A 12645-nucleotide genomic window follows, 5' to 3' on the forward strand; every position below is an offset into this window, starting at 1 on the left:
CCGCTCTACGCGGATCTCGGTCGGGATCGCGCTCAGTCCTCGATCGGCTCGGGCGGATAGGCGTTGCGGCCCTTGCCGAAAGTATAGCCGGTTTCCACCGCCTTGCGGCCGAACTTGTCGCGCAACGTGTCGATCGCGCCTTCGGCCATGGCGCGCTTGCGCGACTGGATGTCGACGAGGTCGGGCGGATCGGCCTTTTCGTCATCTGAGAGGTCGCTGATGCCGATGCCGAGCAGCCGGTACCTTGTGCCGTCCGCTTCCTTGCGCAGCAGCTCGAGCCCGGTCGAAAAAATCCGGTCCGCCAGCCGTGTCGGGTCGCCGAGCTGCCGGTTGCGTGTGCGGGTCTTGAAATCCTGGGTCTTCAGCTTCAGCACGACGGTGCGCCCGGCAATGCCGGCTTTCTTCAGCCGCCCCGAGACCTTTTCAGACAGCGCTCTCAGCACCGAAACCAGTTCATCCAGGGACGCGATATCGGTATCGAAGGTGGTCTCCGCCGATACGCTTTTCGCATCCTGGTCGGGATGGACGCGGCGGTCGTCTTCGCCGCGCGAAAGATGGTAGAGCCGGTCGCCCATCACGCCGTAGCGGCGCATCAGGTCGCTGCGCTCCATGCGCTGCAACTGGCCGATCATGCGGATGCCGTCCCGTTCAAGCGTGGCGGCGAAGGCTTTTCCCACGCCCCAGATCAGCGTCACTGGCTGCTCGGCCAGAAAGCCTGATGCCTCGGCCTCGCCGATCACTGAAAAGCCGCGCGGCTTGCGAAAGTCCGACGCCACCTTGGCCAGGAACTTGCAGTAGGAAAGGCCCGCCGAAACGGTGATGCCGATCTCCTTCTCCACGCCGAGCGCGAAGCGCGCCAGCACCACCGCGGGCGGCAAGCCATGCAGGCGTTCGGTGCCGGCAAGGTCCAGAAACGCTTCGTCGATCGAGATCGGCTCGACCAGCGGCGTCAGCGCCTGCATCATGGCGCGCACCTCGCGGCCGACGCGCGCATATTTTTCCATGTCCGGCGGCAGGACCACCGCTTCGGGACAGGCTTCGAGCGCCTTGAACATCGGCATCGCCGAGCGCACGCCGTGGATGCGGGCGATGTAGCAAGCGGTGGAGACGACGCCGCGCTTGCCGCCGCCGATGATCAGCGGCCGGTCCTTCAGCGCCGGATTGTCGCGCTTTTCGACCGCTGCGTAAAACGCGTCGCAATCGATATGGGCAAGATGCAGCCGGTAGAGCTCCGGATGGCGGGCAAGCCGTGGACTGCCGCAGCGTTCGCAGCGCCGTGTCTCGCTGCGCTGGAAGGTCAGGCAGTCGCGGCAAAAACCGTGATCGGGATTGTTGACAGGGGCCGCCATCGCTGCGAACATAAAGAGAACAAATGCAATGGTACGTCAGGACGGACGCCGCGACAAGCGGCGGGCCGGGAGAGAGTTCATGAATACGACCATAGCGCCACTGGTGCCCGAGCTTTGGGCGGATTTCGAAGATCTTTTCGGCAAGCAAGGCGCCTGCTACGGCTGCTGGTGCACACATTTCCGGTTGTCGCCGGCAGCGCGCCGCGCCAGCAACCGGGAGCGCAACAAGGACCACATCAAGGCGCGGATCGAGGCCGGGCCGCCTCCGGGCCTGCTGGCGTTCGAGGATGGGAAGGCGGTCGGCTGGATGCAGATCGGCCCGCGCGCCGACGTGCCCGAATGGAACAACAAGGGCAGGGGGTCGGCGCCGGTCGATCCCGCCGACGCTTTCGATCCGAACGTCTGGGCGATCTCCTGCTTCTTCATCCGCACCAAGGCACGCGGCAGGGGCGTCACCCACCGGTTGGTCGAGGGCGGCATCGAGTTTGCCCGCCAGAATGGCGCGCGGCTGGTCGAGGCATGCCCGATCGACCTGTCGAAAGATTCGCGCTCGATCGGGCTGTTCGTCGGTTCGTCGCGGGTCTTCGAGAAAGCCGGCTTCGAGCGGCTGGTCGAGCGCAAGGCGGGCCGGCCGCTGATGCGGCTGGTGCTTTAGGTCGTCGCCTTGCGGCCGCGATGGTATCTTTCTACCGATAGATGATTTTGCATTCCGCGATCGAATGGGGGTTCAAGTGAAGCGCGTTTTACCGTTTGTTTTGGCTCTTGCGTTCGGCATGCCGGCTTGGGGGCAGACCGTCGACAGCAACGGCGCGAAGCGACTGTCCGATGATTTGTCCCGCTATGTCGGCAGAAAGGCGCTCGATAACGGCATTTTGAAGATCTCGGTCGATGGCGACGCCTATCGGATCGCATTCGACTTCGATGCGCTCCTTAAGATGAATCCCAGCAAGGACGCTCTAACATTCAATCTTGCGCCCTTTGCGTTGCTGGTCAAACCGCGCAGTGACGGAAGCTGGAGCGTGTCCTCGGATTTAGCACCCAACGCCTTCCTCGATGTCGAGGGACCGCGCGGCGTGCGTTTCTCCGTCTCCGGCTCCGCATTCGGCGGCATCTACGATCCGGGATTGGCGGCGTTCACCAGCGGCGTCGGTTCGATGGCTGGCATGAAAGTGATATCAAGAGATCCCAAGAAACCGATGGACCTGAGCATCGGTGCCGGCACGTCGACCTTGAACGCCAGCAAAGCCGCGGGCGGCGGTGTCGATTTTGCCATGACGCAGACGATCGCCGACTTCGTCGAAACGGTCATTGTCGACGAAGGTGGGTCGGGGCCGAAAGTGCCGGTCACGATGAAGTCGCCGAAGGTGTCGGTCGAGGTGACCGGCAATGGCGTGCGTACGAAGGCGTTCCTCGATCTGCTCGGTTTTGCCGTCGCCAATCAGGACGAAGCTTCGCTGAAGGCCAACCAGGCTCATCTCAAATCATTGCTGACAAGCGCATTGCCCCTATGGGAGCGCTTGGAAGAGACCTATCGCTTTGAGGGCCTAAGCTTTGCAAGTTCAATGGGTAGTTTCGAACTCGCGGATTTGAGCGCTACGACCGGCATCGACGGAATCTCCGGTAGTGGGAAGATCGACTATCGGATCAAGGCAACCGGCTTAACTGTTCCCCAGCATTTTCTGCCGAGCTGGGGCGTCGCATTGCTGCCCACCGACGTCGAATTGAGCTTCGGCGGCGCCAATCTCGATCTCGATAGCATGGCGAAAAAGGCGATCGAAGCCTTTGATCTCAATGAGGATCCGCCGCTGTCGGATGAATTTGGCGAGGCCCTGGTCGCCGATTTCATGGCTAACAACCCGAAGATCGTGCTCCGGCATAGCATAGTGAAGAACGGTAACGTCGAAGTCACCATGAAAGGAGAGATGACGTTCCCGGACAAGAAGCCGGATGCGACGATGACGGTGGACGTCGCAGGCTACGACAAGATCGTGCAGGCTGTTCAAGCAGCCGCCAAGACTGACCCGCAGGCTGCACAGGTTTTGCCGGCTGCACTCGCCGTCAAAGGATTTGCCAAAACGCTGTCGGACGGTCGGCTGGAGTGGGTGATCGACGCCAAGGCTGACGGCTCGGTCGTTGTCAACGGCGCCATGCTGAAGCCGGCCGACGCCGTTCAGGACGACGGCGATATTATCGACCCGAATGATGCTACCGACCAGGATGATGGCTCGGGCGAGAATGACAATGGTGGGGCAGGGGCAAAACCCTGAACGTTTGAGTTAGAGACCGAGGGCACTCGCGATCTTCGGCGCGGCCTCGCGCCAATCCTCGACGACGGCGATGTCGTCAGGCATTGGCGGCAGGAAGGCGCGCAGCGAATTGTCGGCCATCAGATGGAAGAGATGGGCATCGGCAACCGAATTGCGCGCCGATACCAGATTGTTCGGCTGGTCGTCGACGAAGGCGATGGGTCGGCTCTTGATGCCGCGCAGCTTAGCCACCGCCGGGCCCTTGGCCATCTCGGTGGTCAAAAGCGGATAGGTCAGCCCGAGGGCGTCGAGATGGGCGCGGCGAACCGCGCGATGCTTGTGCGGCATGGCCGTCAGCATGACGATCTCGGCGCGCTCGCCCAGCGTCGCCAGGGCGTCGGCGGCGCCGTCGGTGATGCTTTGCCAGTCGGCTTGCGCATCGAAGAACTCGTCCAGAAGTGCGGTCACCTCCGCTTGTTCGACCAATCGGCCGCTCGCCTGCTCGGCAATGTTGCCGGTCAGCCGGAAGGAGGCAAACGTCAGGCCGAAACCGCGCGCCTGGAGAAAATGCGGAAAGGGCCGGATGAATTCGAGCACGACATCGTCGACATCGAGCACCAGCAGCGGCCGGTCGTCGGCGGCCAGTTCCTCGATCTGGCGCGCTGTTTCAGGGTCGTCGCTCATATGGAACGCTCATGATCGTCGTTGCCAAGCGGCAGCGCCCGCAACGCCTTGCCGACGGAAGCCGGCGGCGTGCCGGTTTCCTGCGCGAACCGCATGAGCGTCGGCTCGTGAGCGAGGATGAACTGCAGCACGCCTGCCAAAAATCCCGGCTCGCCGGCCGCCTGGCGGATGGAATGCGCCTCGATGCCGGTGATCGCTAGGAAGCGGGGCAAAAGTTCCGGATCGGCGGCGACGAAGCCCAGTGCCTTCACGGCAATGGTTTCCGCTTCCTCGCGCATTGACGCTGCGTGTGCCATCGCTACCTTCCAGTGCAGTGGAATGAGTCTCTTTTGGGCAGTAATCGCAAGCGTCGCCTGCGGCAAGCCATCTGCCTCTGCAATACGGTGATCGAGGCGAAATCCGAAGCTTTTCCGGCAGCCGGTTTCCGTTTCGTCAATTATATTGTCGTAGAGTCGAGCAGGGTTTGGTGCGTGCCGGCACGGGCGCATGACGGCAACCTTCGAGCGGAAGGCGGGCCGAGACGGGAAATCGATGCCTAAGAAGGTCATGATCGTCGAGGACAACGAGCTCAACATGAAGCTCTTTCGGGACCTCATCGAAGCGAGCGGTTACGAGACGGTCCGCACGCGCAACGGCCTTGAAGCGCTGGATCTGGCGCGACTGCACCGGCCGGACCTCATTTTGATGGACATCCAGCTGCCCGAAGTGTCGGGGCTGGAAGTGACCAAATGGCTGAAGGAGGACGATGACCTCCACGTCATCCCGGTCATTGCCGTCACCGCCTTCGCTATGAAGGGCGATGAGGAGCGCATCCGCCAGGGTGGCTGCGAGGCCTATATCTCCAAGCCGATCTCGGTGCCGCGTTTCATCGAAACCATCAAATCCTACCTGGGCGACGCCTGATGCGTCCCTCCAGCCGAGCCGGAGCTTTATGATGACTGCACGGGTCCTCGTCGTCGACGACATCCTTGCCAATGTGAGGCTGCTCGAGGTCCGGCTGCTTGCCGAATATTTCGAGGTGCTGACCGCTACCAACGGGCTGGACGCGATCGAGACCTGCGAAAACGGCAAGGTCGACGTCGTGCTGCTCGACGTGATGATGCCCGATATGGACGGGTTCGAGGTCTGCCGGCGGCTGAAGAGCGATCCGGCGACGTCGCACATCCCCGTCGTCATGATCACTGCGCTCGACCAGGTTTCGGACCGGGTGCGCGGCCTCGAGGCCGGAGCCGACGATTTCCTGACCAAGCCTGTCAACGATCTGCAATTGATGACGCGCGTCAAAAGCCTGGTCAGGCTGAAGACGTTGACCGACGAGTTGCGCCTGCGCGCCTCGACCACGCGCAACATCGGCATCGAGGAGCTTTTGAGCCGCAACTTCGCTTCCGAAGATATCATGCCCAAAGTCCTGCTGATCGATGAGCGCAAACCCTCCTTCGAGCGCGTCCAGAAGATGCTGCGCGGCAGCGCCGACCTCGACATCGCCACCGATCCGCATGCCGGCTTCTTCCAGGCCGCCGAGACACCCTATGAGTGCGTGATGATCTCGACGGCCTTTGCCGATTTCGATCCGCTCAGGCTCTGCTCGCAACTGCGTTCGCTCGATCGCACCCGTTTCCTGCCGATCATCCTTCTGGCGCAGGAGGGCGAGGAGGGGCGCATCATCCGCGGCCTCGAGCTCGGCATCAACGACTACCTGATGCGGCCGATCGACCAGCAGGAGCTGACAGCCCGGCTGCGCACGCAAGTGCGCCGCAAGCGCTACAACGACCAACTCCGCGCCAGCGTCACCCAGACCATCGAGATGGCGGTGACCGATGCCTTGACGGGACTGCACAACCGCCGTTACCTCGACAGCCATCTGCAGACCTTGTTCGATCGTGCCGTGGCGCGGCGGCGGCCGCTGTCGCTGATGATCACCGACCTCGACCGCTTCAAGACCGTCAACGACACGCATGGCCATGATGGCGGCGACGACGTGCTGCGCGAATTCGCGCGGCGGCTGCGCAAGAATGTGCGCGGCATCGATCTCGCTTGCCGCTTCGGTGGCGAGGAGTTCGTCGTGGTCATGCCGGACACGGACGGCGCGGTGGCCGAAAAGGTCGCGGAGCGCATTCGTGCGGAAATCGCCCAGATGCCGTTTGCCGTCGGCCATGCGGGCGAAACGATCGAGGTTACCGTCAGCGTCGGCGTTTCTTCGGTGCTGAAGGGCTTGGACTCGGTTGCCGGGCTGATGAAACGCGCCGACCTCGCGCTCTACGAAGCCAAGAGCGCCGGCCGCAACCGCGTGGTCGCCAAGGCGGCGTAGCGGCGATTTTTCCAGTCAATGCGACAGGGTTACGAATTTACCTTAATGCAAGTGATTCGCCGACTTGGTTAAGAAATTGTTGATTTTCATAAACCGTTGCGCAAATGTGCAGACAGTGACGGAACCGGCGCGAGGGTAGATCGCCGGGGTCGATCCGAAAGCTACCCCATGATTCAGGTCCGCCGCATCTCCTGGGTCCGTGGGGTCGGCCGGCCGGCGCTGGCACATAGTGGCCTCCTCGTACCGCTGCCAAACGCCGACCGGCCCCCTTTTTCGAAAAGACGTCGGATTCTGTGTCAAATACCGGAAATGCCGGTCCTTTCACGCCTTTGAATACAAAAACGCCGCCCAACAGGCGGCGTTTGGCATTGCGGATGGAAACCGGGTTACTTGATCTTGGTTTCCTTGAATTCGACGTGCTTCTTGGCGACCGGATCGTATTTGCGGAACGACAGCTTGTCCGTCTTGGTGCGGCTGTTCTTGCTGGTCACGTAGAAGAAACCGGTGTCGGCGGTCGACAGAAGCTTGATCTTGATGTTTGCGGCTTTGGCCATGGTGTTCGTCCGTTATGTTCGTGGAGTTTTGGCCGCTGGAGCACGGGAAAACACCCGGACGCGGGAAACTTGGCGCGACACATAAAGAACGCGCCCGGAAAGTCAACCCCGCGGCGCTGCCTCTTCCTTCTCCCACATGGGAGAAGGAAAGGTCGGGAGGAAACGGAACGGTCCGTTTCTATGCATCTTCCCTGACTGTAGCGGCCTTCTTCCAGTCTCCTGTCGTGTTCCACCAGCGGTTCGGGTTGGAGCGGTCGTCCAACCCTTTGGAGCGGCTGGCAAGGAGCGGCTGAATGCGGATCACCGGCTCCTGATAGCTGTGGACCTGGAATATCGCTTCGACAATGCGGGCGGCCAGCGCCTGGTCGTCGGGCAGCTCGAACGACACTTCCACCGTGCCCGGCCGTCTGCGCAATTCGGTCTCGGCGCCGGCGGCAGCCCCTTCGAGCGGCCGGTAGCGCTCGATGCCGTGCGCCGACTGGTAGGCATTGCTGTCGTATTTGCCCATGGCCAGCGGGGCGATCGCAACCACCGCTTCCATGATGCGGTCGACATCGGCGGCCGGCGCCTGAAAGGTGACAAGCAGCAGCAATTCCATCCGCACCGATTTCGTTTCAAAGCCGGAGTCGATCATGATGGCATCCTCAAATTCGTGGCGTGTTGCTGACAATCTATCCAGGTGCTGCTGACACGGTTATGTCAGCAGCCTCACGCCACGCGCGGCATCGATCGGGTCTTTCTACAGGATCTTCCGGACGAGCCTGGCGCCGACCAGCGCGATATAGAGGGCGAAGAACATGCCGAGCGCCCAGCCGAAGCCCGAGGGACCGAAGACGTCCATGCCGATGCCGATCGCCTGCGGGCCGAGCACCATGCCGACGCCGTAGCAGAGCACGAAGGCGGCGTTGGCCGAGGCCAGTTCGTGGCCGGAAAGCTGCGAGCCGAGATGGGCCAGGCCGATCGTGTACATGGCCGCGACCACGCCGCCCCAGACGAACAGAAGCGCCGCCATCAGATGCCAATTCTCAGCGAAGTGCGGCATGAAGATGGTGCCGGCAAGCCCGATCGTGGCACAAGCCAGAAGCAGATGGCGGCGGTCGCTGACGCGGTCGCTGATCATGCCGAGCGGGATTTGCAACAGCACGTTGCCGAGGCCGATCATGGTGAGCAGAAGGGCGGCATTGGCCTCGGAGTAGCCGATGCGGTTGCCATAGACGGGAAACAGCGCAAAGCCGCCGGTCTCGACCGCGCCGAACACCAGCACCGCGGCGGTCGCCGTCGGCACCAGCCAGATGTAGCGCAGGAAGTTGCTGGTTTCGCCATTGGAGACGATGGTCGGGCTCTCGTTGCGTGCCGCCAGAACCGGAATGGCGGCCAGCGTCACCAGCGCTATGGTGACGCCGAAGGGCAGGAAGCCGCTGCTGCCGAGTTGGGCGAACAACCAAGGCCCGGCGGCAAAACCGAGCGACAGCACGGTGGCGTAGATGCCCAGGACCAGACCGCGCCGGTGCGGCGGCGCCGATGTGCTGATCCAGAATTCCGACAGGATGAACAGCACCGTCAACGCGATGTGCAGCAGGACGCGCAGCGGAAACCACATCCAGAAGTCCGGCGCGAAATGGAAGCCGACAAAGGCCAGCACTCCCGTGGCGATCATGGCCAGCATCGTCCAGGCGACGCCGAATCGCATGGCGAGCGGGGTGGCGAGCGGTGCGCCGGCGATCGAGGCGAGACCGGCAACAGCGGTATTGAGGCCGATCATCGACGCCGAATGGCCGCGTGTTTCGAGGATGACGCTGAGCAGCGGCATGCCGAGGCCGATGGCGATGCCGACGACGCTGATCGACGAGATCGCCGCGATCATCGGCAACCAATGTACGCGTTCCTCGACCTCTTGCTGGGTATCGACCGTCATGGGATGTGAATGCTCTACAGAATTTCGCGGACGAAGCGATTGCCGACAAGCCGGTAGAACGGCACGAAACCGCCGGGGCGCAGCAGCGGATCATCGACGAGCCGCTTTTCCAGCTCCTCCAGGATAGCCCTGGTGATGTCGGGGATATCGGCCTGCCTGGCTTTGGCGAGCGGCAGCCAGACCAGTTCCTCCAGCTCGTTGGTCGGGCCGCCGTCCGGCAGCTCCACGGCGACATCCTCGCGCCAGGCGCTGAAGAAGCGCGTGTCGAAGCGCCGCACCCGGTTGGGCGGCGTGATGGCACGCGCGATGAAGCGCAGCGCTTCCAGCGAAGGCCTTACGCCGTGCTCGGAAAAACCCTGCCAATCGCGTTTGGTCGTCGCGAAGGCGCCTTTGCGGCCGATCAGCAGGCCAGCCTCCTCATAGGTCTCGCGTACCGCCGACAGGGCGATGCCGCGGGCTCGGGCCGGGCTGGTGCGGCCGACACCCGCGGTCAGCTTCGCCACTTCCTCTGGGTGCAACGCCGTGGCTGTGGGAATGCGGCTGTCGGCCGGGTCGGTGCGGCCGCCGGGAAAGACGAATTTTCCCGGCATGAAGGCGTGACGGGCGTGGCGCCGGCCCATCAGCACCCGAAACTCGTCGCCCTTGCGGTCGAGCAGGATCAGTGTCGCGGCGTCACGCGGGCGAATAGGCTGGGCGTGAAGCGCAATTGCGCTCCGCTCAACCCTGTCGACGTCCGCCTTGGTCATACCGTCCATGCGCACGACCTAGCGGAATCTTCTCCGATGCGAAAGTGGCGTCCAGCCATGCCGATTGCGCCAGCCTCGGTTTTCAAGCCTCGGGATGCGACTCGATCAGATCTTCTTCCCCGCCGAAGCCATGCATATAGAGCGCCCATTGCAGGCCGATGACGGCGCCCTTGATCGGCTGCAGCAAGACAACCGCCAAGAGGATGGTCAGCGGCACCCAGATGGCTATGTGCTGCCAGGTGGACAGGGTGGAGGTCGCTTCGATGCCCATGAAGGCGCCGAGCACGATATGGCCGACGATGACCACCACCAGATAGGCGGGCAGGTCGTCGGCGCGATGGTGATGAAGCTCCTCGCCGCAACGATCGCATTTGTCTGCGGTCTTGACGAAGGCGCGAAACAGCTTTCCTTGGCCGCAATGCGGGCAGCGGCCGAGCGCGCCCCGCTTCATCGCCGTCCACAGCGGTCGGGCGACCCGGCCCGAGTGATGTTCACCGCCGAAAACCTGTTGGTTCGTTTTCAAATCGCCTGGCATTACCGTCTCCTGCCGCGCGAGCCTGGACGCGATTGCGACGCGCGGGCGCGGCCTTTGGCCTTGTGAAACGACCGTTTGGAGCCGGGCAGCGGCTTTGGGTCGGTCAGCATCTCGAAACGCATCGCGCCGGCCATAGGCGCCACCTCGATCAGGCGAACCTCGACGCGGTCGGCAAGCTGGTAGCCCTTGCCGGTGCGTTCTCCGAAAAGCGATCGGGCAGTTTCGTCGTATATATAGTAATCGCCGTCCAGACTTGACACCGGGATGAAACCATCTGCGCCATACTGCGGCAATTGGACAAATAGTCCCGATTTGGTGACGCCCGAAATGCGCGCGTCGAAACGATCGTCGACACGCTCGGCCAGATAGGCGGCGATCAGCCGGTCGACCGTGTCGCGCTCGGCGGCCATGGCACGGCGCTCGGTGGCCGAGATCAGCGCGGAAACCTCTTCCAGCCGCTCGGCCTCGTCCTGCGTCAACCCGCCCGCACCGAAGCCGAGCGCGACTATCAGCCCGCGATGCACGATCAGGTCGGCATACCTGCGGATTGGCGAGGTGAAATGCGCGTAGCGCTTCAGATTGAGGCCGAAATGGCCGATGTTGCTGGGCGAATATTCGGCCTGCATCTGCGTGCGCAGCACCACCTCGTTGACCAGCCCCTCATGATCGGCGCCGCGGACGCGATCGAGAATGCCGTTGAACTGGTTCGGCCGCATCTGCGCGCCGCGCGCCAGCGACAGGCCGAGCGTCTGCAGGAACTCGCGCAGCGATTCCTGCTTGGCGAGCGAAGGCGCGTCATGGATGCGGTAGACCAGCGCCTGTCGCTTCGCCTCCAGCGTCTCGGCCGCCGCGACATTGGCCTGGATCATGAACTCTTCGATCAGCTTGTGCGCGTCGAGCCGCTCCGGCACGACGACCCGGTCGACGGTGCCGTCCTCCTTGAGCAGGATCTTGCGCTCCGGCAATTCAAGCTCGAGCGGCTGGCGCGTGTCACGGCCGCGCTTCACCACGGCGTAGGCATCCCACAGCGGCTTCAGCACCATGTCGAGGATCGGCCCGGTCGTGTCGTCCGGCGCGCCATCGATCGCGGCTTGCGCTTGGCGGTAGGCGAGCTTCGCCACCGATTTCATCATGACGCGGTGGAACGAATGCCTGAGCTTGCGGCCATCGGCCGCGAACGTCATGCGCACCGCCAGCGCCGGGCGATCCTGGCCTTCGCGCAGCGAACAAAGGTCGTTGGAGATGCGCTCCGGCAGCATCGGCACGACGCGATCCGGGAAATAGACCGAATTGCCGCGTTTCAGCGCCTCGCGGTCGAGTGCGGTGCCATAGCGCACATAGGCGGCGACATCGGCAATCGCCACGGTGACGACCACACCGCCGGGGTTCTTGTCGTCCGGATCGGATAGGGCGAACACCGCGTCGTCATGATCCTTGGCGTCGGCCGGATCGATGGTGACCAGCGGCAGGTCGCGCCAGTCCTCGCGGCCGGCCAGCGTCGCCGGCTTGACCGCCTCCGCCTCGGCAATGACGTCCGCCGGGAAGATGTGCGGAATGTCGTGTGCATGGATGGCGATCATCGAGACCGCCTTTTCGCTGGTCAGCGAACCCAGCACCGCCAGCACCTTGGCTCTGGGCAGTCCATAGCGGGAGGCCCGTGCCGGCTCGACCTCGACCAGATCGCCGTTCTTGGCGCCGTTCTGGAATTCCTTGTCGACGACCAGCTCCGGCTGACGTCTTTCGACGGGCTCGATCCGGAAGCTGCCGTCCTGCAGCACCCGAAAGACGCCGAGAACGGCATCGGTGCGCTTCTCGAAGATCTTCATCACCCGCCCGGTATAGGCGGGGCCTGTCACATCGTCGGTCGGAAAGGTCTTGGCCAGCACGCGGTCGCCGATGCCCGGTGTCGGGCCGCCGCCGCCGCGCGACACGCGGATCGCGATGACGGGCGGCTCGCCGTTGCCCAGGGCTTCGGTCGGGTGCGCCAGCAGCACGCCGTCGGCGTCGCGGCCAAAGATGTCGAGCACGGCGACGTGGGGCAGGGCACCGACACGGGCGAGCCGCTTGCGCTCCTTAGTCAGCAGGCCCTCGTCCTGCAGGTCGCGCAAAATGTCCTTCAGCCAGATACGGTCCTCGCCGCGCAGCGCAAATGCCTTGGCGATGTCGCGTTTGCCGGAGCGATCCGGGTTTTCGGCGATGTAGCGCAGGATTTCGTCGCGGGAGGGCCGGTAGTCGTCCTTGACCTTGGCCCTCGTGTCGGCGGTGCGCGGATCGCCATGGCTTCTTCCGGAGATTCTGCGCGCCACGC

Annotated in this window: 13 protein-coding genes; 4 read left to right on the forward strand and 9 right to left on the reverse strand. The window is 63.4% G+C overall.

Features of this window, described 5'->3' with window-relative positions; genetic code table 11:
• Positions 1 to 32 precede the first annotated feature (32 nt).
• Positions 33 to 1361, reverse strand: a complete 1329-nt coding sequence (locus EJ066_RS22245; RefSeq protein WP_126041697.1) for a DNA polymerase IV — start codon at positions 1359 to 1361, stop codon at positions 33 to 35.
• A gap of 67 nt (positions 1362 to 1428) precedes the next feature.
• Here EJ066_RS22245 and EJ066_RS22250 point away from each other — a divergent pair, with 67 nt between their 5' ends.
• Both EJ066_RS22250 and EJ066_RS22255 read left to right on the forward strand, forming a co-directional pair.
• Complete coding sequence (locus tag EJ066_RS22250) at positions 1429 to 2004, forward strand: GNAT family N-acetyltransferase (RefSeq protein ID WP_126041700.1); 576 nt, start codon at positions 1429 to 1431, stop codon at positions 2002 to 2004.
• A gap of 76 nt (positions 2005 to 2080) precedes the next feature.
• Positions 2081 to 3616 (forward strand): hypothetical protein, encoded by a 1536-nt coding sequence (locus tag EJ066_RS22255; protein WP_126041702.1) that lies wholly within the window; start codon positions 2081 to 2083, stop codon positions 3614 to 3616.
• 9 nt (positions 3617 to 3625) lie between these two features.
• Here the strand turns inward: EJ066_RS22255 and EJ066_RS22260 are convergent, their stop codons facing one another.
• Positions 3626 to 4279 (reverse strand): hypothetical protein, encoded by a 654-nt coding sequence (locus EJ066_RS22260; protein WP_126041704.1) that lies wholly within the window; start codon positions 4277 to 4279, stop codon positions 3626 to 3628.
• Complete coding sequence (locus EJ066_RS22265; protein ID WP_126041706.1) at positions 4276 to 4575, reverse strand: DUF3572 domain-containing protein; 300 nt, start codon at positions 4573 to 4575, stop codon at positions 4276 to 4278. Before EJ066_RS22265 ends, EJ066_RS22260 begins: the two co-directional genes overlap by 4 nt.
• A 250-nt stretch (positions 4576 to 4825) precedes the next feature.
• On the opposite strand from EJ066_RS22265, the gene EJ066_RS22270 reads away from it, so the two are divergent.
• Both EJ066_RS22270 and EJ066_RS22275 read left to right on the forward strand, forming a co-directional pair.
• Complete coding sequence (locus EJ066_RS22270) at positions 4826 to 5182, forward strand: response regulator (RefSeq protein WP_281035461.1); 357 nt, start codon at positions 4826 to 4828, stop codon at positions 5180 to 5182.
• Positions 5183 to 5213: 31 nt separating this feature from the next.
• Positions 5214 to 6587, forward strand: a complete 1374-nt coding sequence (locus EJ066_RS22275; protein ID WP_126041711.1) for a PleD family two-component system response regulator — start codon at positions 5214 to 5216, stop codon at positions 6585 to 6587.
• 386 nt (positions 6588 to 6973) lie between these two features.
• On the opposite strand, the gene rpmG is transcribed toward EJ066_RS22275, so the two are convergent.
• The 6 genes from rpmG to rnr form a co-directional block, all read right to left on the reverse strand.
• Positions 6974 to 7141, reverse strand: a complete 168-nt coding sequence (gene rpmG / locus EJ066_RS22285) for a 50S ribosomal protein L33 (protein ID WP_006201775.1) — start codon at positions 7139 to 7141, stop codon at positions 6974 to 6976.
• Positions 7142 to 7319: 178 nt separating this feature from the next.
• On the reverse strand, positions 7320 to 7775 hold the full coding sequence (locus tag EJ066_RS22290) for a hypothetical protein (RefSeq protein ID WP_126041715.1): 456 nt from the start codon (positions 7773 to 7775) through the stop codon (positions 7320 to 7322).
• A gap of 105 nt (positions 7776 to 7880) precedes the next feature.
• Positions 7881 to 9056, reverse strand: coding sequence for an MFS transporter (locus EJ066_RS22295; protein ID WP_126041717.1), 1176 nt, complete (start codon positions 9054 to 9056; stop codon positions 7881 to 7883).
• Positions 9057 to 9070: 14 nt separating this feature from the next.
• Positions 9071 to 9811 (reverse strand): NUDIX hydrolase, encoded by a 741-nt coding sequence (locus EJ066_RS22300; RefSeq protein ID WP_126041719.1) that lies wholly within the window; start codon positions 9809 to 9811, stop codon positions 9071 to 9073.
• A gap of 73 nt (positions 9812 to 9884) precedes the next feature.
• A complete protein-coding gene (locus EJ066_RS22305; RefSeq protein WP_126041722.1) occupies positions 9885 to 10337 on the reverse strand; it encodes a DUF983 domain-containing protein in 453 nt (150 codons plus the stop codon).
• Positions 10337 to 12643, reverse strand: coding sequence for a ribonuclease R (rnr, locus tag EJ066_RS22310; RefSeq protein WP_126041724.1), 2307 nt, complete (start codon positions 12641 to 12643; stop codon positions 10337 to 10339). The genes EJ066_RS22305 and rnr overlap by 1 nt, the downstream gene beginning before the upstream one ends.
• Positions 12644 to 12645 lie beyond the last annotated feature (2 nt).

The organism is Mesorhizobium sp. M9A.F.Ca.ET.002.03.1.2 (assembly GCF_003952365.1).
Taxonomy (GTDB): domain Bacteria; phylum Pseudomonadota; class Alphaproteobacteria; order Rhizobiales; family Rhizobiaceae; genus Mesorhizobium.

Coding starts and splice junctions, on each gene's coding strand:
- EJ066_RS22245 (WP_126041697.1), bottom strand. CDS start 1,361: ATGTTCGCAGCGATGGCGGCCCCTGTCAACAATCCCGATCACGGTTTT.
- EJ066_RS22250 (WP_126041700.1), top strand. CDS start 1,429: ATGAATACGACCATAGCGCCACTGGTGCCCGAGCTTTGGGCGGATTTC.
- EJ066_RS22260 (WP_126041704.1), bottom strand. CDS start 4,279: ATGAGCGACGACCCTGAAACAGCGCGCCAGATCGAGGAACTGGCCGCC.
- EJ066_RS22265 (WP_126041706.1), bottom strand. CDS start 4,575: ATGGCACACGCAGCGTCAATGCGCGAGGAAGCGGAAACCATTGCCGTG.
- EJ066_RS22270 (WP_281035461.1), top strand. CDS start 4,826: ATGATCGTCGAGGACAACGAGCTCAACATGAAGCTCTTTCGGGACCTC.
- EJ066_RS22275 (WP_126041711.1), top strand. CDS start 5,214: ATGACTGCACGGGTCCTCGTCGTCGACGACATCCTTGCCAATGTGAGG.
- rpmG (WP_006201775.1), bottom strand. CDS start 7,141: ATGGCCAAAGCCGCAAACATCAAGATCAAGCTTCTGTCGACCGCCGAC.
- EJ066_RS22290 (WP_126041715.1), bottom strand. CDS start 7,775: ATGATCGACTCCGGCTTTGAAACGAAATCGGTGCGGATGGAATTGCTG.
- EJ066_RS22295 (WP_126041717.1), bottom strand. CDS start 9,056: ATGACGGTCGATACCCAGCAAGAGGTCGAGGAACGCGTACATTGGTTG.
- EJ066_RS22300 (WP_126041719.1), bottom strand. CDS start 9,811: ATGGACGGTATGACCAAGGCGGACGTCGACAGGGTTGAGCGGAGCGCA.
- EJ066_RS22305 (WP_126041722.1), bottom strand. CDS start 10,337: ATGCCAGGCGATTTGAAAACGAACCAACAGGTTTTCGGCGGTGAACAT.